Origin of the sequence: Burkholderia sp. Ed8 (assembly GCF_040761425.1) — a bacterium.
Lineage (GTDB): Bacteria > Pseudomonadota > Gammaproteobacteria > Burkholderiales > Burkholderiaceae > Burkholderia > Burkholderia seminalis.
In genome coordinates this window covers 227976-247669 of sequence record NZ_CP142889.1, presented here as the reverse complement: position 1 = coordinate 247669, position 19694 = coordinate 227976, and the positions used below count along the sequence as shown (strand labels likewise).

Annotated in this window: 22 protein-coding genes; 3 read left to right on the top strand and 19 right to left on the bottom strand. The window is 70.2% G+C overall.

The genetic code is table 11. The annotated features are described in order from the left end of the window. Nucleotides 1–3: 3 nt before the first annotated feature. The 7 genes from VXM69_RS35360 to VXM69_RS35330 all read right to left on the bottom strand — a co-directional run bounded on the left by VXM69_RS35360 (nucleotide 4) and on the right by VXM69_RS35330 (nucleotide 7390). The gene (locus VXM69_RS35360) at nucleotides 4–1206 is read right to left on the bottom strand and encodes a glycosyltransferase family 9 protein (RefSeq protein WP_059561385.1); all 1203 of its coding nucleotides are present in this window, start codon (nucleotides 1204–1206) and stop codon (nucleotides 4–6) included. Next, nucleotides 1203–1814 carry an HAD-IIIA family hydrolase gene (locus VXM69_RS35355; RefSeq protein ID WP_034189961.1) on the bottom strand — a complete coding sequence of 204 codons (612 nt, stop codon included), beginning with the start codon at nucleotides 1812–1814 and terminating at the stop codon, nucleotides 1203–1205. Before VXM69_RS35355 ends, VXM69_RS35360 begins: the two co-directional genes overlap by 4 nt. Further along, nucleotides 1805–2584: an SDR family oxidoreductase gene (locus tag VXM69_RS35350; protein ID WP_124608200.1), complete on the bottom strand. Its 780-nt coding sequence runs from the start codon at nucleotides 2582–2584 to the stop codon at nucleotides 1805–1807. Before VXM69_RS35350 ends, VXM69_RS35355 begins: the two co-directional genes overlap by 10 nt. A gap of 154 nt (nucleotides 2585–2738) precedes the next feature. Next, entirely contained in the window at nucleotides 2739–3263 is a 525-nt protein-coding gene (locus VXM69_RS35345; protein WP_175028771.1) for a hypothetical protein, read from the bottom strand. After that, on the bottom strand, nucleotides 3208–5985 hold the full coding sequence (locus VXM69_RS35340; RefSeq protein WP_367190671.1) for an ABC transporter transmembrane domain-containing protein: 2778 nt from the start codon (nucleotides 5983–5985) through the stop codon (nucleotides 3208–3210). The genes VXM69_RS35345 and VXM69_RS35340 overlap by 56 nt, the downstream gene beginning before the upstream one ends. Nucleotides 5986–6031: 46 nt before the next feature. After that, nucleotides 6032–6811: a BON domain-containing protein gene (locus VXM69_RS35335; RefSeq protein ID WP_367190670.1), complete on the bottom strand. Its 780-nt coding sequence runs from the start codon at nucleotides 6809–6811 to the stop codon at nucleotides 6032–6034. 210 nt (nucleotides 6812–7021) lie between these two features. Next, nucleotides 7022–7390 (bottom strand): chemotaxis protein, encoded by a 369-nt coding sequence (locus VXM69_RS35330; protein WP_367190669.1) that lies wholly within the window; start codon nucleotides 7388–7390, stop codon nucleotides 7022–7024. Between the two features lie 282 nt (nucleotides 7391–7672). Here VXM69_RS35330 and VXM69_RS35325 point away from each other — a divergent pair, with 282 nt between their 5' ends. Continuing rightward, entirely contained in the window at nucleotides 7673–9265 is a 1593-nt protein-coding gene (locus VXM69_RS35325; RefSeq protein WP_367190668.1) for an ATP-binding protein, read from the top strand. 10 nt (nucleotides 9266–9275) lie between these two features. Here the strand turns inward: VXM69_RS35325 and VXM69_RS35320 are convergent, their stop codons facing one another. The 4 genes from VXM69_RS35320 to VXM69_RS35305 form a co-directional block, all read right to left on the bottom strand. Further along, nucleotides 9276–9599 carry a ferredoxin gene (locus VXM69_RS35320; RefSeq protein ID WP_034189956.1) on the bottom strand — a complete coding sequence of 108 codons (324 nt, stop codon included), beginning with the start codon at nucleotides 9597–9599 and terminating at the stop codon, nucleotides 9276–9278. A 32-nt stretch (nucleotides 9600–9631) separates the two neighbouring features. Continuing rightward, nucleotides 9632–10837 carry an alcohol dehydrogenase catalytic domain-containing protein gene (locus VXM69_RS35315; protein WP_367190667.1) on the bottom strand — a complete coding sequence of 402 codons (1206 nt, stop codon included), beginning with the start codon at nucleotides 10835–10837 and terminating at the stop codon, nucleotides 9632–9634. Nucleotides 10838–10988: 151 nt separating this feature from the next. Further along, entirely contained in the window at nucleotides 10989–11453 is a 465-nt protein-coding gene (locus VXM69_RS35310) for a hypothetical protein (protein ID WP_367190666.1), read from the bottom strand. Between the two features lie 45 nt (nucleotides 11454–11498). Then, nucleotides 11499–12137 carry a MarC family protein gene (locus VXM69_RS35305; RefSeq protein WP_367190665.1) on the bottom strand — a complete coding sequence of 213 codons (639 nt, stop codon included), beginning with the start codon at nucleotides 12135–12137 and terminating at the stop codon, nucleotides 11499–11501. A gap of 122 nt (nucleotides 12138–12259) precedes the next feature. Between VXM69_RS35305 and VXM69_RS35300 the strand changes: the two genes are divergently transcribed. Further along, on the top strand, nucleotides 12260–12478 hold the full coding sequence (locus tag VXM69_RS35300) for a DUF6566 family protein (RefSeq protein ID WP_034189953.1): 219 nt from the start codon (nucleotides 12260–12262) through the stop codon (nucleotides 12476–12478). A 49-nt stretch (nucleotides 12479–12527) separates the two neighbouring features. Here VXM69_RS35300 and VXM69_RS35295 read toward each other — a convergent pair whose 3' ends face one another. Together VXM69_RS35295 and VXM69_RS35290 are read right to left on the bottom strand one after the other, a co-directional pair. After that, entirely contained in the window at nucleotides 12528–12905 is a 378-nt protein-coding gene (locus VXM69_RS35295; protein ID WP_034189952.1) for a DUF5594 family protein, read from the bottom strand. Between the two features lie 41 nt (nucleotides 12906–12946). After that, nucleotides 12947–14479, bottom strand: a complete 1533-nt coding sequence (locus VXM69_RS35290; protein WP_367190664.1) for an FAD-dependent oxidoreductase — start codon at nucleotides 14477–14479, stop codon at nucleotides 12947–12949. A gap of 234 nt (nucleotides 14480–14713) precedes the next feature. Here VXM69_RS35290 and VXM69_RS35285 point away from each other — a divergent pair, with 234 nt between their 5' ends. Then, nucleotides 14714–15874, top strand: a complete 1161-nt coding sequence (locus VXM69_RS35285; protein ID WP_367190663.1) for an NAD-dependent formate dehydrogenase — start codon at nucleotides 14714–14716, stop codon at nucleotides 15872–15874. A 34-nt stretch (nucleotides 15875–15908) separates the two neighbouring features. On the opposite strand, the gene VXM69_RS35280 is transcribed toward VXM69_RS35285, so the two are convergent. The 6 genes from VXM69_RS35280 to VXM69_RS35255 all read right to left on the bottom strand — a co-directional run bounded on the left by VXM69_RS35280 (nucleotide 15909) and on the right by VXM69_RS35255 (nucleotide 19483). Then, nucleotides 15909–17333, bottom strand: a complete 1425-nt coding sequence (locus VXM69_RS35280; RefSeq protein ID WP_059561253.1) for a PLP-dependent aminotransferase family protein — start codon at nucleotides 17331–17333, stop codon at nucleotides 15909–15911. 290 nt (nucleotides 17334–17623) lie between these two features. After that, on the bottom strand, nucleotides 17624–17878 hold the full coding sequence (locus VXM69_RS35275) for a hypothetical protein (RefSeq protein ID WP_034190485.1): 255 nt from the start codon (nucleotides 17876–17878) through the stop codon (nucleotides 17624–17626). Nucleotides 17879–17912: 34 nt separating this feature from the next. Continuing rightward, nucleotides 17913–18368, bottom strand: a complete 456-nt coding sequence (locus VXM69_RS35270) for a DUF1269 domain-containing protein (RefSeq protein WP_034190486.1) — start codon at nucleotides 18366–18368, stop codon at nucleotides 17913–17915. A gap of 68 nt (nucleotides 18369–18436) precedes the next feature. Then, nucleotides 18437–18634 carry a hypothetical protein gene (locus tag VXM69_RS35265; protein WP_034190487.1) on the bottom strand — a complete coding sequence of 66 codons (198 nt, stop codon included), beginning with the start codon at nucleotides 18632–18634 and terminating at the stop codon, nucleotides 18437–18439. A gap of 49 nt (nucleotides 18635–18683) precedes the next feature. Then, the gene (locus VXM69_RS35260; protein WP_034190488.1) at nucleotides 18684–19133 is read right to left on the bottom strand and encodes a phosphate-starvation-inducible PsiE family protein; all 450 of its coding nucleotides are present in this window, start codon (nucleotides 19131–19133) and stop codon (nucleotides 18684–18686) included. Beyond that, nucleotides 19130–19483, bottom strand: coding sequence for a LysR family transcriptional regulator (locus VXM69_RS35255; RefSeq protein WP_367190662.1), 354 nt, complete (start codon nucleotides 19481–19483; stop codon nucleotides 19130–19132). Before VXM69_RS35255 ends, VXM69_RS35260 begins: the two co-directional genes overlap by 4 nt. Nucleotides 19484–19694: the final 211 nt, after the last annotated feature.

The window sequence follows — 19694 nt, the reverse complement described above, 5'->3', positions numbered from 1 at the left end:
GCGTCAGTTCCTCGTGATGACGTGCGCGAATGGAATCACGTTCGATGCGGACATCGCGACCGGCTCGGCGCCGCGTGCGGCGGCCCGTGCGGCCGTGCGTTGCGCATGGCGCGCGCGGTCGTGCAGCAGCGTGTGCACGGCGGCCACCACATCGTCGACCCGCACGCCGAGCAGACATGGATGGCCCGGCTGGTTGCATGTGCTGCGGTAGCAGTTGCGGCACGGAACGTCGACGTTCAGCACGCGGTGCGGCACGCGCCACGGCGTGTGCTGCGGATTGGTCAGCGCGTACAGGTCGACGACCGGCGTGCCGAGCGCGGCCGCGAGATGCACGGGGCCGCTGTTGTTCGACAGCAGCAGGTCGGCCCTCTCGATCAGCGCGCCGAGCTCGCCGAGCGGCAATGCGCCCGCCAGCGGCACCGCGCGCGGCCCGGCGCGTTCGCACACCGTGTCGATCAGCGCGCGTTCGCCCGCACTGCCCGTCACCGCGATGCCGTCGAACAGCGGCGCGACGGCGGCAGCCGCTTCGCCGAACCGCTCGGCCGGCCAGCGCCGCGACGCCGCGCTCGCGCCCGGATGGACGACCAGCCAGCGCGCCCGGCCTGCCTCCGGCCGGCGCGCGCCGCCGATGCGCTGCAGCGCGGCCCGCAAACGCGCGTGGACCGCGCGCCGGGCCGCGTCGCCCGGCTCGAACGCCATCCGCCAGTCCGACGTCGTCGCGCCGACGGCCCGCACCAGCGCGAGCTGACGCGCGACCTCGTGGCGCACATGGGCGTCCGGCTCGGTTTCCGGCACGCGGTCGGTCAGCAGCTCGTACGGATTCTCGCGGCAATGCGCGAGCCGCAGCGGGATGCCCGCGAGCCAGCACATCATCGCGGCGGGCAGCGGGTTCTGGCTGTATACGGTGAAGATCACGGCCGCGTCGAAGCGGCCGGCCAGCAGCCGGTCGATCATGTCGAGATCGGCCACCGGGTCGCCGCGCACGTCGGGATGCCGGACCCACGGCGCGTCGTAGCACCATACGTCGTCGACCATCGGCAGGTGCGGCGCAAGCGCGGCGCCCGTGCGCGACGTCAGCAGCGTGAGCCGGCGGCCGCTGCCGCCCTCCTTCAGCGCCCGCAGCGCGGGCGTCGTCATCAGCACGTCGCCCAGGCTGTCGAGCCGCACGCACAGGATGCGGCGCGCGCGGTGCCAGGCGGCGTTCATCGCCGCCCCCACGTGCCGTGCCGGCGTACGGCTTCGCGCACGACGATGTCGGCGGCCAGGTCGATCCGGTCGACGACATGGTGCGGCGTGCGCGCCGCGTCGACGCGCCACTCGGTCTCGTGACCGCAATCGACGAGAATCGTGCCGCACCGCGCGGTGCGGCCGGCCTCGACGTCGTCGAGGATGTCGCCGATCATCCAGCTCCATTCGGGAACGGCGCCGAGCGCGGCCAGCGCGCGGCGCACCATGCCGGGCCGCGGCTTGCGGCACAGGCAGTCGCAGGCATAGCGCGGCACGCTGCCCTGCGGGTGATGCGGGCAGTAAAAAAAATCCGCCAGCGTCGCACCGTTTGCTTCGAACAGTTCGGCGAGACGCTGGCGGACCGCGCCAAGCTCGTTTTCGGTAAAGCGGCCGAGCGCGACGCCCGGCTGGTTCGAGACGACCGCGAGCGGCATGCCGGTCGCGCCGAGCGCGCGCAGCGCCCGCGCCGCCCCCGGCGCGAGGCGCATGCGTGCGGGGTCGACGTTGTACGGCACGTCGTCGAGCAGCGTGCCGTCCTTGTCGAGCAGCACCGCGCCGGGCAGCCGCCGTTCGCGCGTCAGGGCCATGACGACTCCTTCATCGGCAGCACCATCACTTCCGGCACGACGGTACCCGGCGGCTGCGCGAGCACGAAGCGCACGGCGGCCGCGACGTTCTCCGGCGGCTGCAGCGTGTCCTCGTCGATGTCGGGAAAGCGGTCGAGCAGGAACGGCGTGCGCATCCCGCCCGCGACGATCGCCGACACGCGCACGCCGCTCGGGCGCAGTTCGGCATGCAGCGCATGCGACAGGCCGAGCAGCCCCCACTTCGTCGCGTGGTACGCGGACGCATTGGGCCACGCCCGCTTCGACGCGGTCGACGCGATATTGACGATATGGCCGCCGCCGCGCGCCTTCATCATCGGCACGGCCGCGTGACACATCAGGTACGGGCCGAACAGGTTCGTCATCAGCACCTGGCGCCAGGCGTCCACGCTCACGTCGTCGATCGGCGCGGTCACGTCGATCGCCGCGTTGTTGACGATCACGTCCAGATCGCCGAGCGATTCGCGCGCGTCGCGGATCACCTCCAGCACCGACGCCTCGTCGCGCACGTCGAGCGGGCGGCCGACCGCCTGTCCGCCGTGGCGTTCGAGCCGCTGCGCGACGGCCGCCGCGCGGTCGCCGTCGAGATCGGCGACGACCACGTGCGCGCCATGCCGCGCCAGGTCCTCGCATATCGCTTCGCCCAGACCGCGGCCACCGCCGGTCACGAGCGCGGTTCGTCCCGCGAGCGCGGGTCTGGCTGATTCGTGAGTCGCGTTCACCTGCACCTCCTGTCGACGTTCGAGCGTCATGCTGCTGATGGGGGACGCTTGTCGTGACAAGCGTCGGTGCATGAGGTACAGCGAAAACCGTGCCGGGCCGCGTGCGCCCGCGCCGCATCGGGCGCCGGCGGGCGATCGCTGGCTTTTTTATAAGCGGCTGTAAAAACGGACCGCGCGGCCGAACTCAGATCGCGAGCGCGTCGGGCGTCGCCTGCGCGCGGTGCTTCGCGAGCGCGCGCAGGCAGTGCGCGATGCAGCCCGCGAACGCTTCGTCGAACCACGGCTGCGCGCCCGACACGCCGACCACGATTCCGCCGAGCGCGACGCCGCCCCACAGATTCGTGTCGCCCGCGCGTAACCGGTACGGCTCCAGCGCCTGCACGACATGGCCGTCGCGGCCCGTCTCCCACGACAACCGCGCCTTCGCGCGCGCATAGGCACGGTAGTCGGCGTCCCAGTCCTTCGGGTCGGGCAGCGAGAACTCGTACAGAATCGCGTCCTCGAACGACGTGTCGTGCGGCCCGAGCGCCGGATCCATGATCACGATGTGCAGGCAGCCGCTGTCGCCGACGAAGTCGCTCTGCAGCGCGGCCGACAGGCTCGGCAGCAGCAGCTCGACGGCCGCCACCGCGGCCTGGCGGTCCGCGAACGCGCTACCCGCGCGTCGGTCGATCAGTGTGTCGGGCATCGGGCGGGGAAGGTTCGGCATGGGATTCTCCAGAGGAAAACGCGAGCGCACGCAACGCCGCGATCAGGTCGGCCGCTACCGCGGGCTTGGTCAGGTAGGCATGGAAACCGGCCTCGACCGCGCGCGTGCGGTCGCGTTCGCGCGCGTGGCCGGACAGCGCGAGCGCCTCGAGCGGCGCACGGCCCGCGCGGTCGCGCGCGGCATCGAGCTGGCGCACGCGCGACATCACCGCATAGCCGTCATCCTCGTCGTCGCCGAGATCGATGTCGCAGACGAGCAGCGCCGGCCAGTCCGCCCGGCGCGCGCGCCACAGGTCGTCGAGCAAGGCCTGCCCGGACGCGTACGCATGCACGTGAGCGCCTGCGAGCTGCAGCAGCGCGGCGAGCGCGTCGCGCGCCTCGTCGTGATCGTCCACGCACGCGATGACGAGGCCGTCGAGCGGCCTGGCCGGCGCATCGGAGGGTGGCATGCCGCCGGCCGGTTGCACGGGCTCGGGCGCCACCACGTACATCGGCAGCGACAGGTGCAGCGTCACGCCCGTATCGTCGCGTTCGCGCACCACGTAGCCGCCGGCATCCTCGATCGCACCCTGCAACCGTTCGAGGTCGAGCAGCGACAGCTCGAGCGCGTCGGCGTCCGCGCACGCGATCGTGATCCGCGCCTCCGGATCGTGACGCGCGGTACGCACCTCGAGGTGCCCGCCGCCGCTCGCGTCGATCCCGCCGCGGCACAGTTCCCATACGAAACGCCGCAACGCGGCCGGATCGGCGTTGACGACGAGGTCCTCGTCCGACAGGTGGCGAAACACCGGCACGCCGCGCCGCGCGGCGTCGTCCGCCAGCGAATCGAGCACCTGCGACACGAGCGGGTTGATCCTGACCGGCTGCAGCGCGAACTTCGCCTCCGTGCGCGCCAGTTCGCGCTGCTTTGCCTGCAGCGACCACATCTGCGCATAGACGCCGCCGCTGGCGAGCAGTGCGTCGTGCGTGCCGTGTTCGACGAGGCGGCCGTGCTCCATCACGAGAATGCGGTCGGCGTCGACGATCGTCGACAGCCGGTGCGCGATGATGAGCGTCGTGCGGTGCCGGGCGACGCGCATCAGCTCCTGCTGGATCGCGCGCTCCGCGCGCATGTCGAGCGCGGAGGTCGCCTCGTCGAACACGACGATCGGCGGCGCCTTCAGCAATGCGCGCGCGATCGCGACCCGCTGCCGCTCGCCGCCCGACAGCCGCACGCCGCGCTCGCCGACGCGCGTGTCGTACGCGTCGGGCAGCCGTTCGATGAACGCGTCGAGTTGCGCGCCGCGCGCGGCCGCGATCACGTCGCCGCGCGTCGCATCGCGCTTGCCGTACGCGATGTTGTAGGCGAGCGTGTCGTTGAACAGGATCGTGTCCTGCGGGACGATGCCGAGCGCGTCGCGCAGGCTGCGTTCGGTGACGAGCCGTAGGTCCTGGCCATCGATCCGGATCGTGCCCGCGTCGGGCTGGTACAGCCGGAACAGCAGCCGCGCGAGCGTCGACTTGCCCGAGCCGCTGCCGCCGACCACCGCGACCGTCTGCCCGGGCTCGATGCGAAACGACACGTCCGACAGGATCTGCCGGCCCGGCTCGTAGCCGAAGTCGACATGCGCGAACTCGATCGCGCCGCCGCGTACCGCGAGCGGCTGCGCCCCCGGCGCATCGCCGTCCTCGCCCGGCTTGCCGCGTGCATCGAGCAGCCCGAACAGCCGCTCGACGTTCGTCATCGCGTCGTTCGCCTCGCGGAACACGAAACCGAGCGCGTTCAGCGGCAGGCTGATCTGGATGATGTATGCGTTGATCAGCACGAGATCGCCGACCGTCATCGCGCCGCGCGCCACCTGCTGGCCGGCGAGCAGCATCACCGCGGCGATCCCCGCGCCGATGCAGGCGCTCTGGCCGATATGCAGCGTCGACAGCGCGTACTGGTTGTCGATGCCCGCCTCGCGCCACGCGTCGAGCACGCGCTCGAGCCGGTCGCGCTCGACGTCCTCGCGCGCGAAGTACTTGACCGTATCGACGTTCAGCAGGCTGTCCACCACGCGTGCGTTCGACTCGGCCTCGAGCGCGTTCACGCGCCGCTGGACACGCATCCGCCGGCGCGTAAACACAACCGTACAGGCCGCGTAGACGCCGAACGTGACGACGATGATCGCGGTAAAGCCGCTGCCGTACTTGCCGATCACGATCGCGATCACCGAGCCGATCTCGATGGCCGTCGGCACGACCGTAAACACCGCGACACCGAGCAGGTAGCCGATGCCGGCCGTGCCTTTCTCGAGGTCGCGCACGACCGCGCCCGTCTCGCGCTGCGCATGAAAACGCGCGCCGAGCCGGTGCAGGTGGCCGAACGTGCGTACGGTAAACGATGCGACCGTATGCTGCGTGACCTGCACGAAGGTCATGTCGCGCACTTCGTTCAGCGCATTCGACGCAAAGCGCACGACCGCGTACGCGAACAGCAGCAGCACCGGCCACGCGACAGGCTGGCCGGCCGCGCGGCCGAAGCCGTCGACGATGTCCTTGAGCAGCAGCGGCACCGCGACGGCCGCCGCCTTCGCGAGCATCAGCAGCGCGATCGCCGCCAGAACGCGGGCACGGTAATGCCAGATCGCGCGCCCCAGTTCGGCCGCAATCCGCAGCCGCAGGCCGCGCTCGTCGCGACGGTCGCGGCCCGCGGTACCGCCGCGCCGCGCGGGCCGCGTATCGTCGATGCCGGCCGTCATGCGTAAGCGGCTCGCGGTCGGGATCGCGGCGCGGCGTGCACGGCCGTCAATGGTGCGGCTTGCGCTCGCGGCCGGGCACGACGGCGCCCGGTTCGGGATCGCGTGCGGCCGGCAGCGTCGGCGTGACGGTCCGCTGGTCGGGATGCAGCACCATGCCCGTATCGTGCTCGCCTTCGCGGCGCACGCGCACGCGATTATCGACGTCGCGCACGCTCATGCAGCCGTCAGCCAGATCCTCGATGTCGTGCTTCATCCAGCGCGCCGGGACCGTGCCGTCCAGGATGACGCAGCCGTCCTGCACCTGCACGGTGACATCGCTCACGTCGATGTCGAGCGCATGCGCCAGCCGCTCGCAGACGTCCTCGCGGATCCGCTCGTCGGAGCGCGTATAGCCTTTCGGCCCGCGGCGGTGTCGCAACGCGTCGCGTTCGGCCGCGCTGCCGGCTCGCGACCGGTCCGGCGCGCCGCCAGCGCGCGGGTCGCGCTCGTCGCCGTATCCGCCGATCCGGTCACGGCCGCGGAAATCGGCACGTTCGCCGCCGTAGCGGCCTTCGCGGCCCTCCGCGCGGCGGCCCGGTTCGCCGTAGCCGGGTTCGCCGCCCCGCGCCGGCGGGCGCGCGCCGCCCGGCCAGTCCGCGTCGGCCGCGCCGCGCCGCTGGTCGGCCGGCCGCGCGGCGCGCTCGGTCCATTCGCTGCCCCAGTCTTCGGGGCCGACGTCCTCGCTCGCCAAGCGGCGGGAGGCCGATTCATGGTCTTCCTCCGGCCAGCGCGCCGGGTCGTCCGGGATGCCGCGCGCGCCGTACCGTCCGGGATATCGTCGTTGCATCGTGTCCCTCCTTGATCGCGCCTGCGCCGCGCACGGCCCCATGCCGGGTCGCGGCGTGCGTCGTCCGGGTCGAACGCAAGTCGCGTGCCGGTATCGCCGCCGATGCCCGATGCATCCATGCCGCATCGCCGCCCTGCCGCCGGACGCCGCGACCGGACGCATGCGGGCGCGCCAATCTGCAACGCGATTGCAGTTTTTGCGCGCCGGGCATCACGACGCGCCGCCGTCGTCCGGTTCGGCGGGATCGTCCGCTTCCCGCGTGCCGCCGGGCTCGCTCAGCCGCTCGGTGCGGTCGGGTTCGATGTCGGCACCGTCGTTGAACGTCGAATCGCCGTCGGCCGACGCACGCTCGCCAGTGCCTGCGCGGTCCGTGTCGCTGTCGAGCGACGCGTCGCCGCGTTCGAGCGCATGCTCGTCGAGCGGCGAATCGATGTCGAACGGATGGCGCCGCGCGCCGGCCGTGTCGCTGCCGCTGTCGGACGAGTCGCTCGGCCCCAGCGCGCGGCCGTCACGGCCGCGGGTGGCGTTGTCGTCGTCCGGGCCGGCCGGTTCGTTGTCGGGGTTCAGCGTGCTGTTCATGTCGATCTCCTTGCATGGCTTGCCGTCGCGTGCGACCACCCGGCCGCCGGCCAACCGGCAGACGGAACGGTCGTGCAACCGGCGTGCCGCGTCGGGCGGCCGGCCATCGTTCCGGCCGCCGCGGCGGCGGATGGCACAGCGGATGCGCGCCCATTGATCAGGTGAATCGAGTTCCCTTATGCTTTCCGGGGTGCCAATCCGATTCCTGTCGCCGCCGCCGGTTCGCCCGGCGGCGGCCGGGCAGCGTTTGCCTGCCCGCCTTCGATCCGCCGTAACGCAACGATGAATAGAGACGACGCTGATCCTCGCTCGCATCCCACGCCGCCCGGCTTGCCCGACGCGCGCGACCTGCTGCATCGCTTCGCCGAGTTCCGTTTCCAGACAGTGGTCAGCTCGATCACCGATTACGCGGTGTTCATGCTCGATCCGCACGGCAACGTCGCGACCTGGAATGCGGGTGCCGAGCGCATCAAGGGTTATCGCGCCGCCGAGATCGTCGGCCAGCACTTCTCGCGCTTCTATCCCCCCGACGCGATCGCGGCGGGCCGGCCGTCGCACGGGCTCGACCGGGCGGCCACGCAGGGCCGCTTCGAAGACGAGGGCTGGCGCGTGCGCCAGGACGGCTCGCAGTTCTGGGCGAGCGTGACGATCACGCCCGTGCACGATCACGGCAACCAGCTGTGCGGCTTCATCAAGATCACGCGCGACATGACCGAGCGCAAGCGGCTCGAGGAACTCGAAGCGTCAACGCACCGGCTCAGCGTGTTCATCGCGATGCTCGCGCACGAGCTGCGCAACCATCTCGCGCCGCTGCGCCATTCGGTCGGCATCTTGCAAAACCTGCCGGACCCGGCGCCCGCGCTCGCCCGCTGCCGCGACGCCGTGGATCGCCAGGTCGGACAACTGACGCGGCTCGTCGACGATCTGCTCGACGTCGGGCGCATCACGGCCGGCAAGGTCGCGCTCGACGATCGCCCCGTCACCGTGCGCGACATCGTGTGTCGCGGTGTCGAGAGCATCCAGCCGAAACTGGCCGCGCGCGGGCAGCACATCCACGTCGATCTGCCGCCCGAGGCCGTGCTGCTGCACGGCGACGACGCGCGGCTCGTCCAGGTGCTGCACAACCTGCTCGACAACGCGTCGAAGTTCTCGCCGCACGGCGGACGGATCGACGTCGGCGCGCGCACGGAAGGGCCGGTGGTCGCGATCCGCGTCACCGATCACGGCGTCGGCATCGCGCAGGGCGCGCTTGAAACGATCTTCGACCTGTTCGAGCAGGAAGGCGCGCCCGGGCGCCGGCCGGTCGACGGCTTCGGGCTGGGTCTCGCGATCTGCCGGACGTTCGTCGAACTGCATGGCGGACGGATTTCCGCCGAAAGCGCCGGGCCCGGCCGCGGCGCGACGTTCACGGTGCGCTTGCCGATCGACCGGATGGGGCGCACGGAACGCGGCGGCGAGCCCGAGCCGGCCGCGCACGCACAGCCGGCCGCCGCGCCGCTGCGCATCGTCGTCGTCGACGACAACCGCGATTCCGCAGACACGCTCGCCATGCTCCTGGAGATGAAGGGACACGCACCGCGCGTCGCCTACCGGGCGGACGCAGCGCTGGCGCTCGCCCGCGACTACGTCCCGCACCTGATGATCCTCGACCTGACGATGCCCGACGTCGACGGCTTCACGTTGCTGTACGAACTGCGCGCGATCGATGCGCTGCGCGACACGACCTGTGTCGCGCTGTCCGGCCATGCGCGTGCGTCGGATCTCGCGCGAACCGAACGCGCGGGCTTCGACGACCATCTCGTGAAGCCGGTCGAGATGGCCGTGCTCGACGCGCTGCTGCAGCGCGTCGCGCGCCGGGTTCAGCGGACGCCCTAGCCGCCCGCGCTCAGGCCATCGCGCGGCACATCGCCGCGCACGCTTCGCACGCGAGTGCGCAGCGGCGGCAATGGGCATGCGCATGCCGCTGGCACTCGGCCGCGCACAGGTCGCACGCGTGCGCGCACAGTGCGCAGACGCTTGGCGCGAGCACGCTGCGGCGCGCCATTGCACCCGACGCGAAGCGGCACAGCTGCGCGCATTCAATGTCGAGCGCAATGCAGTCGGCCAGCGCGTGCGTGTCGCGCTCCGCGAGGCACGCGGCCGTGCACGCGTCGCATGCATGCGCGCAGGCATCGCACGCGGCCATGCAGTTGTCGTATCGATCGTTCATCGCCGTCCTCCCGGTTTCGGTTCTCCGCGTCCTCATGGCGTCAGCTTCACCTTCATCCAGCCCGGCTCGCGCACGTCGAACGCGCGATACGCATCGATCGCGTTCGTCAGCGGTTCGCAACGCGTGAGCACCGACAGCGGATCGAACGCGCCGCTGCGTACCAGCTCGACGAGCGGCGGCGTGACCGTGCGGTGATTGCAGTTGCCCATCTTGATCGTCAGGTTCCGGTTCATCGCATCGCCCACCGGAAACACGCGCGACGCCGGCGGATACACGCCGATCACCGCGACGGTGCCGGCCTTCGCGACCGCGCGCACCGCCCACTGCAGCACCTGCGACGGCCCGTCGCCCGGTACCCAGTTGCGGCCGGCCGGGCGGCGGTGCGGCGCGATCGCCTCGACTTCCGCGTCGAACGCGCGCGCGGCGTCGCGATCGGCCGCGGCCGGCCCGTGCGTCGCGCGCATCGCGTCGACGCCCACCGCGTCGATCACGCGATCGACGCCAATCCCGCCCGTCAAGCGCAACACGGTGTCGACCGGATCGTCCTCGGAAAAATCGACGATCTCGGCCCCCTGCGCGCAGGCCATCTCCAGGCGCGACGCGATGCGGTCGACCGCGATCACGCGCCCGGCGCCCATCAGCTTGGCGCTCGCGATCGCGAACTGGCCGACCGGTCCCGCACCGAACACGGCGACCGTATCGCCCGGCTTCACCTCCGCGAGCTGCGCACCGAAATAGCCGGTCGGAAAAATGTCGGACATCAGGATCGCGCGGTCGTCGTCGATCGCGTCGGGCAGCTGGATCAGGCTCGCATGCGCAAGCGGCGTGCGTGCATATTCGGCCTGCAGCCCGTCGAACGCGCCGCTGTCGGCCGGTCCCCCGAAAAACGCGGTGCCCGCACGCGGGCCGCCCGGGTTCGCGACATCGCATTGCGCGGTGTAGCCCGCGCGGCAGTACGCGCAGCTGCCGCACGCGATCGTCGACGGGATCAGCACGCGGTCGCCGTGCCGCAAGTTGCGCACGTCGCGCCCGACCGCCTCGACGATGCCGACGCCTTCGTGGCCGAGGATCGTGCCCGGTTTCATCCCGCCGAGCGTGCCGCGCACCATGTGCAGGTCGGTGCCGCAGATCGCGCTGGCCGTCAGGCGCACGACCGCGTCGGTCGCCGCGGAGACTTCGGGATCGGGCATCGTGTCGATGCGAATGTCGCCGATGCCGTGAAATACGACTGCTTTCATGTCTGGCCCTCCTTGTCGATAGCGGAAACGGTGCATTTCACCGTCGAGCTGATCGAGCAAGGTATGCGCCTGCGCAAGACGCGCACGGCACCCTGTCGTGCATCGACAAACGGGCTTCGAGTTTCCGGGGAGCGTCTGTCGGCGCGATGCGTCAGTCCGTCGCCGCGCCGCGGCCGCCGTCGCGCGCGTTCGAGATCGCTTCGACGAGTTTCAGTTCGTCGTCGATCGACAGCGTCGTGTCGGTCACTTCGCCGCCGAATGGCGCCAGCGCCGCACTCAGCGCATAGATGTCGAGCTGCGTCGCGGCGAGCCCGAGCGAGACGGCGCCGGGGCGCGCCTTGCGCGCGACGCGATCGGTCAGCGCGTCGTCCACCGGCCGCTCGCGCCACGCGTCGAGTGACGATTCGATGTGTCCGACCACGCTGTCGAGCAGCGATCCGGACGACACGCGGCCGGGATCGACCGAATGCGCGCGCAACTGTCCGTCGATCGTACATTCGACGACCACGACGCCCGACAGCGCGACGACGTGCCGGTCGCGCAACGTGCCGAGTTCCGCCAGCGCGCGACGGGCGGCCTCCAGGTCGGGATAGGACAACACGATCAGCGTGTTCATCGACAACTCCATGCAATCAAACGGTCGCGTGCCGGCAGCCCGCGCTCAATGCGGCAGCCCGAACGCGGCCTTCAGGCTCGCGACGATCATCTGCATCGCGATCGCCGCGAGGATCATCCCCATCAGCCGCTGCGTGACGGCCGTCACGCGCGGCGACAGGTAATGGCCGATCAGCGGCGCCGACAGCAGCGAGACGGACAGCAGCACGAGAAACGCGGCCAGCCCGAGCGCGAACGCAAGCTCTTGTCCGGTCGTGAACGCGCTGTGCCCGAGCACGATCATCGTCGCGATCGTGCCGGGGCCGACCAGCAGCGGGATCGTCAGCGGATAGATCGCGACGCGCTCGGCCGCCGCCGGATCCGCGCCTTCGTCGTCGCCCGGCGCATGCTGGCGGCTCGGCGAACCATGCAGCATCGACAGCGCGATCAGCAGCACCAGCAGCCCGCCCGCGAGGCGGAAATCGTCGATCGTCAGACCGAACACGTGCAGGATCGCGTCGCCCGCGACGGCCGACACGATGCAGCCGATCGACACGCCGATCGCGGCCGTCAGCGCGACCTTGCGGCGCACGCCGTCCGCTGCGCCCTCGGTCAGCGACAGGAACACCGGAATGTTCGCGATCGGGTTCATGATCGCGAACAGCGCCGCGAACACCTTGATGGAAAAGGTCAGATCGAAGCCCACAGGCTTGCTCCCGTTTCGCAGGCCGAATCGAATGCGGAATTCGGCCGGTTTCCAGTGCGCGGCGCGCGCCATGCTGATACGATCGACGCACCGCGTTCACGCACGACGGAGGGCCCCGACCGATGCAAGCCACCGATACCTTCATGGATCACGAGATACGCGTCGAAGCGACGCGCAACGCAAACGGCGCGTGGGTCGCGCAGGTGCGGATCTTCCGCGACGGCGCGCCGGTCGACCTGCCCGCGCCCGAGCTCGTCACGCCCGAATGGCTCACGTGCGACGAGGCGCTGCGCGGCGGCATCGACCAGGGCCGCGTGATCGTCAAGACGCGCGACCGGTAACGTCGCGCGGTTCGCCGGCGCGTCGTCGGCCGGCATCGCACCACGCGGGTCACGCATCGAAATCGAGGTCGCCGATCAGGATCTCGCGATCGCGCTGGGTCCGTGAGCTGAAATCGACCGGCAGTTCCATCTGCCAGCGCTCGATCGTGACCGGCAGCGCCGCGAGATAACGGTCGAAGCGGCCGTGGTCGGGCTCGGCGAGCAGACCGGCGATCGCATCGTCGCGCCACGCGAGCCGCGCATTCAGCCGGTTCGGCAGCCCCACCGTCGACGTGAGGCCGACGACGTCGACGCAGGTCGGGCTGCCCTGCCCGTCATGCGGCACGACGTCGACCTTCACGTCGCCGGGCGGGTACAGGCCGCGCAGGCGCGCGGCGATGCGCGGCGCGAACTCGGTTTCGAAACGGGCACGGACATCGGAATTCATCTCTTCTCCACTCCAGGTTGGTTCGTGTCGTCACGCCGCCGTCACGCGGCTGCAATCTGCTGCTCGAATGCCGCTTCCGCCTTCAGGCTGTCGAGATCGCGGCCGACCGTCACGACCGCGAGCCGCGTGTTGCCGCGCCAGTACGCGATCGAGCAGTCGTGCGCGCCGAGGTCGCCGTCGATCTCGACGCGGTCCCATTGCTCCGCATGCCCGACATAGCGAATCGTCAGGTCGTAATGCTGGCTCCAGAAGAACGGCACCGCGTCGAACAGCCGTTGCTGGCCAAGCATGTTGCGCGCGGCGACGATCCCCTGCCGCTCGGCCACGACCCAGTGCTCAAGGCGAATCCGCTCGCCGGTCAGCGGATCGGGCCAGCGCGCGATATCGCCGGCCGCGTAGATGCCGGGCGCGCTCGTCCGAAGGAACCGGTCGACCGTCACGCCGCGTTCGACGGCGAGCCCGGCGTCCTGCGCCAGCGCCACGTTCGGATGCACGCCGATGCCGATCACGACGACATCGGCCGGCAGCACGTCGCCGGTCGACAGCGTCACGCTGTCCTGCGTGATCCGCGCGGGTGTCGCGCCGAGATGGAACACGACGCCGTGCGATTCGTGCAGCGCCTTGATCGTATCGCCGAGCGCGTCGCCGAGCACACGCGCCATCGGACGCGCATCGGGCGCGACGACCTGCACGTCGAGCCCGCGCGTGCGCAACGCGGCGGCCGCCTCGAGACCAATGAAGCTCGCGCCGACCACCACGCAGCGGCGCGCCGTTTTCAGCTTGCCGATCAGCGCGTCGCAATCGGCACGCGAGCGCAGCACGCACACGTGCGGCAGGTCGGCGCCTGGCACCGTCAGCCGGTTCGGCTCGGCGCCCGTCGCGAGCAGCAGCGCACCGTATTCGACGCGGCTGCCGTCGGCCAGCTCGACCGCGTGCCGCGCGGGATCGATCCGCGCGACGCGCGTGCCGCACCGCACGTCGATGCGCCGGTCGGTATAGAACGACGGCGCGCGCAGCGGCAGCCAGTCGGCATCGGCCGTGCCCGCGAGGTAATCCTTCGACAGATTCGGCCGGTCGTACGGCGGATCGCGATCGGCGCTCAACAGCGTGACGGGATGCGGATAGCCTTCCTGCCGCAGCGTCACGGCCGCCGCGATCGCGGCGGCACCGCCGCCGACGATCACGACCGACGCCGGCAGCCCGGCCGCTTCCGGCGCAGGCGGCACCGGTGCCGGCCGTGCATCGAGCACGACGGCGCGGCCATCGCGGCGTTCGACGCGCCAGCACGGCAGCCCGTCGAGCGCCGGTGCGCGCTGCAGCTCGCCCGTGCGCAGGCAGAACGCCGCGTGATGCCACGGGCAGCGGATCGTGTCGCCCACCAGCAGGCCGTCGGCCAGCGGGGCGCCGTAGTGCGGGCATTGCGCCCCCACGGCATACAGTTCGTCGGCACGGCGCACGAGCAGCACCGCCGCATCGCCGACATGGCCCTCGATCATCGCGCCGTCGGCGATATCGTCGAGCGCGATGCCTGCCGCGAGATCGGGGCGCGAAGACGAATCGTCGCTTGCGCTCATGACGTGGCTCCCGGAAAGTCAGGTAACGATCCCATTATCGACATCCCTCCTGAAAATAACAGGTACAGACGACCTCGCAGCGCACGCAAACGCGGACTGTAGCTTGTACGCGATCCATGACGGGCGTAGAACGTCACCCACGTTGCGGCGCAACACATCCGCCACGCCGCACACGCGTCGCGCCACCTGCGCAATCCGCGTGCCGCCTCTCTTTCCTCATCAGGAGCGCTCCCGATGGCCACCGTTCTGTGCGTGCTCTACCCCGATCCCGTCGACGGCTATCCGCCGCGCTACGTGCGCGACACGATTCCGGTCGTGACGCGGTACGCGGACGGCCAGACCGCGCCAACGCCGGCCGGCCCGCTCGGCTTCCGGCCCGGCGAACTCGTCGGTTCGGTATCGGGCGCGCTCGGGCTGCGCGATTACATGGAAGCGCACGGTCACACGCTGATCGTCACGAGCGACAAGGACGGCCCCGATTCCGAATTCGAGCGCCGGCTCCCCGAAGCCGACGTGGTGATTTCGCAGCCGTTCTGGCCCGCGTACCTGACGGCCGACCGGATCGCCCGCGCGCCGAAGCTGAAGCTGGCGCTGACGGCCGGGATCGGCTCCGATCATGTCGACCTGGACGCCGCGGCGCGCGCGCACATCACCGTCGCCGAAGTCACCGGCTCGAACAGCATCAGCGTGGCCGAACACGTGGTGATGACGACGCTCGCGCTGGTGCGCAACTACCTGCCGTCGCACGCAGTCGCGCAGCAAGGCGGCTGGAACATCGCCGATTGCGTGTCGCGCAGCTACGACGTCGAGGGGATGCAGTTCGGCACGGTCGGCGCCGGGCGCATCGGGCTTGCGGTACTGCGCAGGCTGAAGCCGTTCGGCCTGCAGCTGCACTACACGCAGCGCCACCGGCTCGACCCGTCGATCGAACAGGAACTCGCGCTCACGTATCACGCCGATCCCGCGTCGCTGGCGAGCGCCGTCGACATCGTCAACCTGCAGATCCCGCTGTACCCGTCGACCGAGCACCTGTTCGACGCGGCGATGATCGCGCGGATGAAACGCGGCGCGTACCTGATCAACACGGCGCGCGCGAAGCTGGTCGACCGCGACGCGATCGTGAATGCCGTCACGTCCGGGCATCTCGCCGGCTACGGCGGCGACGTGTGGTTTCCGCAGCCGGCGCCGGCCGACCATCCGTGGCGCGCGATGCCCTTCAACGGGATGACGCCGCATATCTCGGGCACGTCGCTGTCCGCGCAGGCGCGTTATGCGGCCGGCACGCTGGAAATCCTGCAATGCTGGTTCGACGGCAAGCCGATCCGCAATGAATACCTGATCGTCGACGGCGGCACGCTCGCGGGCACGGGCGCGCAGTCGTACCGCCTGACATGACGCCGGGCGCGGCGCGCAACGCACGGCGGTACGGTCAGTCGAGACAGTGCGCGGCGAGCTTGCCGACGGTCACGACCGCCTGTTCGATCTCCGGCGACCACGGGCTGCTGTAGTTCAGGCGGATGAAGTTCCGGTAGCTGTCCGCGATCGAGAACATGTAGCCGGGGCCGATCGTGATCCCCTGCTCCAGCGCGAGCTGGTACAGCCGCATCGCATCGACCTGCGCGGGCAGCTCGATCCACAGCACGTAGCCGCCCGCCGGGCTCGAGATGCGCGTGCCCTCCGGAAAGAACCGCGACACCATCGCCCGCATCAGGTTCGCCTGTTGCGCATACGCCTTGCGAATCCGCCGCAGGTGGTGCTCGTAGCCGTCGCGTTCGAGAAACTCCGCGATCGCCAGTTGCGGCAGCGACGGCGTCGCGAGCGTGTTCAGGAACTTCAGCTTCTCGACCTGTTCCCGATAGCGGCCCGGCAGCGCCCAGCCGATCCGGTACGCGGCCGTCAGACTCTTCGAGAACGACGAGCAATGCAGCACGATGTCATGGCGGTCGAACGATTTCAGCGTGCTGGGATGCATGTTGCCGAAGTACAGTTCGTTGTACACGCCGTTCTCGATGATCGGCAGGTCGGCTTTCGTTGCGAACTCAACCAGCTCGCGCTTGCGCTCGTCGGGCATCTGAAAGCCGAGCGGGTTCTGGAAGTTCGGCATCACCATGCACGCCGCGATCGGCTGCGACTTCGCGATCGCGGCCAGCGCCGCGATGTCGATCCCGTACTCCGGATGCGTCGCGACCTCGATCGCCTTCATCCCCATCCGCTCGATCGCGTGCAGCATCGCGTAGAACGTCGGCGATTCCACCGCGATCGTGTCGCCCGGCTTCGCCACCGCCTGCAGGCACAGGTTGATCGCCTCCGTCGCGCCCACCGTCACGATGATCTCGTTCGGGTCCACCGACATCCCGTTTTCCAGGTAGCGGCGCGCGATCTGCCGAATCAGGCGCGGATGGCCGGGCGGCAGCCCGTCCGTCACGCCCCACAGCGACTTGTCGCGGCCGGCCGCATACGCGTAGCGGTTCAGCTTCTCGAACGGAAACAGGCTCGGGTCCGGATACGGCGAGCCCAGCGGCACCGCGTCGTCCGTGCCGATCGAGCGCAGCGTCGACAGCACGAGCCGGCTCACGTCGACCGACGACGAGATCGCGATCGGCTTCGACGGCCGCAGCTCGCGCACCGGCGCGTGGCCGTCGTCGCGGCGCAGGTTCACGAAATAGCCCGACTGCGGCCGGCTTTCCAGCAGCCCGCGGCTTTCCAGCAGCAGATACGCGTGCAGCACGGTCGTGATGCTGATCCGGTGCTGCTGGCTCGCCTGCCGCACCGACGGCACACGATCGCCGTGTCGATATACGCCCTGCCGGATGAGTCGCTCTACGTCGTTTGCAAATTTCTCGTAGAGCTTCATCCGCCTCGCCCCGCCAGCGGTGAACCGGCCGGCGACGCATCGGCGGCATGGCCGCGCCGATGCACGAAGCCGGATAGCGGCGCCGGGGAGCGGGTATCCCGGTTCGAACCTCGTCCGTTATCGAAATTGAAGGCGGATAGCAATGCGAATCTCATCAAGACAAGGTTCGGCATGCTACTGCGTCATTTCGACGAATGTAAGTGACAGTTTGGCGAGGAAACGCCAAATCCGGCCGGCGTGGTGAACAGATTCACACGCGACGGCGCGGGCCCGCGCAGGCCCGCGTGCCCTCACGCGTCGTCGACGTTGTCCGCGTAGTGGTCGATCGCGACCTTGCACTCGTCGAACACCACCGTCAGCAGCGCGATGTCGTTCGACTCGACCCACTTGCGGATCTGCAGGAACTGGCCCGTGCCGAGATCGGCGAGGCGGGCCGGATCGTCGGTCGTCACGTCGACGGTCGCGATCGCGCGGTTGCCGTTGCCGGGCAGCGGCGCGAGCGTCGCGGCGATGTCGAAGCGCCGGTAGGATTGATCGATGCGCATGCGGTTCTCCCGAATCGGTTCGAAAAAGGCGCGCTCAACCGAGCGCCTGACGGAAGACCTTGCCGCCGAATCCCGTCACGACGTTGTCGACCGAAAACGGCGTGTCTTCCTTCGCCTCGACGATGACCGCGACGCTGCCGGGCGCGAGCCGCGCGGCCACCGTCTCGACGAAGCTGCCGTCGAGCAGCGCATTGCCGGCCGCATCGGCGAGGATGCCCGCACCCGCGCCTGCGGCCATACCCGTGACCACGCCGAGCGGCCCGGCAAGCAGGCCGAGCAGGCCGCCCGCGATCGCACCGATCACGCCGCCCTTGAACGGCCGGGATTCGGCCGCGAGCACCGCAAGCTTGCCGGCCGCGTCCTTCTCGACGACGACGCCGTTCTCGATGTGGAATCCTTCGTTCTTCTCCGACAGCGCCTCGAAATCGTTCGCGGCCTGGCGGGCCGTGTCAACGCTGCCGAACACGGCGACGATCAGTTGCCTGGTCATTCGAACCCTCGCTCGGTTGGATGATCGGAAATGGCCGCCGCCCCGCGTGCGGCACGCCGGAATTCGCTTCAGATGCCGGTTGCCGCGACGCGCGCACCAACCGCATCGGCGTACGCGTGCGCGGCCGCCTGCTGCAGCGCCGCGACGGCCGGCGCGCGCACGCGTGCCGGGTCGGCATCGTACGCGTCGCGCGCCAGGCGGTACGCGTGCGACGCCGCGTGCTGCCGTTCGATCGCCTGTTTCGTGTCGACGTTCTGCGTGTTCATGCGGCGTCCTCCTGCGGAGACGGTGCGTTGATCGGTGGCTGGCGGCCCTTCACCTGCGCGCATGGACGTCGTCCTCGACATCGTCGACGTCGGCCGGGAAACGATGCTGACCGAAACTCAGGATCAGCACGCCGACCGCGAGCAGCACGATGCCGAAGGTCGTCATCAGCATCCGCTCGGGGCTGTCGGTCGCGCCGCGCAGGATCAGGTCGCGCGCGAGCGACGTCATCGCAATGAACAGCGGAAACCGCACGGGCAGCCGGCCGAGCCGCAGGTAACGCACGTCCATCGCGAGCACTTCGAGATACAGGAACATCAGCAGCAGGTCGGTCAGCGACACCTCGCCCGCGAGCACGACCTTCCACGCTTCCTGCACCATCGCGAACGCGGTCGCGAGGCCGATCACGATCAGCCCGGCCAGCTCGGCCGCGTGAAGAAAATGACCGAAGCGGCGGCGGATGCGCTCGGATGGCGAACGGGACAGGGCGGACGTATTCAAGGCGACAGTCGGTGTGATGAAGCGTGGGTGGCGCCGGGCGGCGGCAAATCGGAGCAACGCGCGGGGCGATGCGCGCCGTCACGCGCCTGCGGCGGACGAGCCGCGCCGGTCGCCTGCTCGACCGCGGACAGCGTGCGGCGGCAGCACACGTGGAACGCGTCGCCCGCGTCGGTGCAGGCGACGTCGCCGGGTTCGCGGCACAGCAGCAGCCGGCAGCCGAGATAACGTTCGATCGAGTCGAGCCGGTCGCGCACCTGCGCCTCGCGCAACTGCAGGTCGGCCGCGGCGCCGGACAGCCCGCCGTGCTCGACCACGGCGACAAACACGCGCATCGCTTCCAGCAGGTTCATGATGACGCTCCTCGTCGGCGGCGTAGCGGGACCTAATCTACTGCACGCGGCACGCACGCTCAAGAGCACAGCGCCGCGGGCGCCAGGAGTACAGCTGCGCGGGCAGCGCGCAAATTCCCTCCCCGTTTGACGCATTCGAATGACAGATTGTCGATACGTGTTCCAAAGACCCGCCGAAGCTGCTAGATTGCATGCTCGACGACGTTACGCG

Bases quoted from the DNA above. Each gene is read 5' to 3' on its own strand.
- VXM69_RS35300 (WP_034189953.1), top strand. From the start codon at position 12,260: ATGCAAGCCACCGATACCTTCATGGATCACGAGATACGCGTCGAAGCG.
- VXM69_RS35310 (WP_367190666.1), bottom strand. From the start codon at position 11,453: ATGAACACGCTGATCGTGTTGTCCTATCCCGACCTGGAGGCCGCCCGT.
- VXM69_RS35330 (WP_367190669.1), bottom strand. From the start codon at position 7,390: ATGAACAGCACGCTGAACCCCGACAACGAACCGGCCGGCCCGGACGAC.
- VXM69_RS35270 (WP_034190486.1), bottom strand. From the start codon at position 18,368: ATGACCAGGCAACTGATCGTCGCCGTGTTCGGCAGCGTTGACACGGCC.
- VXM69_RS35290 (WP_367190664.1), bottom strand. From the start codon at position 14,479: ATGAGCGCAAGCGACGATTCGTCTTCGCGCCCCGATCTCGCGGCAGGC.
- VXM69_RS35355 (WP_034189961.1), bottom strand. From the start codon at position 1,814: ATGGCCCTGACGCGCGAACGGCGGCTGCCCGGCGCGGTGCTGCTCGAC.
- VXM69_RS35345 (WP_175028771.1), bottom strand. From the start codon at position 3,263: ATGCCGAACCTTCCCCGCCCGATGCCCGACACACTGATCGACCGACGC.
- VXM69_RS35360 (WP_059561385.1), bottom strand. From the start codon at position 1,206: ATGAACGCCGCCTGGCACCGCGCGCGCCGCATCCTGTGCGTGCGGCTC.
- VXM69_RS35315 (WP_367190667.1), bottom strand. From the start codon at position 10,837: ATGAAAGCAGTCGTATTTCACGGCATCGGCGACATTCGCATCGACACG.
- VXM69_RS35285 (WP_367190663.1), top strand. From the start codon at position 14,714: ATGGCCACCGTTCTGTGCGTGCTCTACCCCGATCCCGTCGACGGCTAT.
- VXM69_RS35295 (WP_034189952.1), bottom strand. From the start codon at position 12,905: ATGAATTCCGATGTCCGTGCCCGTTTCGAAACCGAGTTCGCGCCGCGC.
- VXM69_RS35255 (WP_367190662.1), bottom strand. From the start codon at position 19,483: ATGAACCTGCTGGAAGCGATGCGCGTGTTTGTCGCCGTGGTCGAGCAC.
- VXM69_RS35340 (WP_367190671.1), bottom strand. From the start codon at position 5,985: ATGACGGCCGGCATCGACGATACGCGGCCCGCGCGGCGCGGCGGTACC.
- VXM69_RS35280 (WP_059561253.1), bottom strand. From the start codon at position 17,333: ATGAAGCTCTACGAGAAATTTGCAAACGACGTAGAGCGACTCATCCGG.
- VXM69_RS35350 (WP_124608200.1), bottom strand. From the start codon at position 2,584: ATGACGCTCGAACGTCGACAGGAGGTGCAGGTGAACGCGACTCACGAA.
- VXM69_RS35335 (WP_367190670.1), bottom strand. From the start codon at position 6,811: ATGCAACGACGATATCCCGGACGGTACGGCGCGCGCGGCATCCCGGAC.
- VXM69_RS35325 (WP_367190668.1), top strand. From the start codon at position 7,673: ATGAATAGAGACGACGCTGATCCTCGCTCGCATCCCACGCCGCCCGGC.
- VXM69_RS35320 (WP_034189956.1), bottom strand. From the start codon at position 9,599: ATGAACGATCGATACGACAACTGCATGGCCGCGTGCGATGCCTGCGCG.
- VXM69_RS35275 (WP_034190485.1), bottom strand. From the start codon at position 17,878: ATGCGCATCGATCAATCCTACCGGCGCTTCGACATCGCCGCGACGCTC.
- VXM69_RS35265 (WP_034190487.1), bottom strand. From the start codon at position 18,634: ATGAACACGCAGAACGTCGACACGAAACAGGCGATCGAACGGCAGCAC.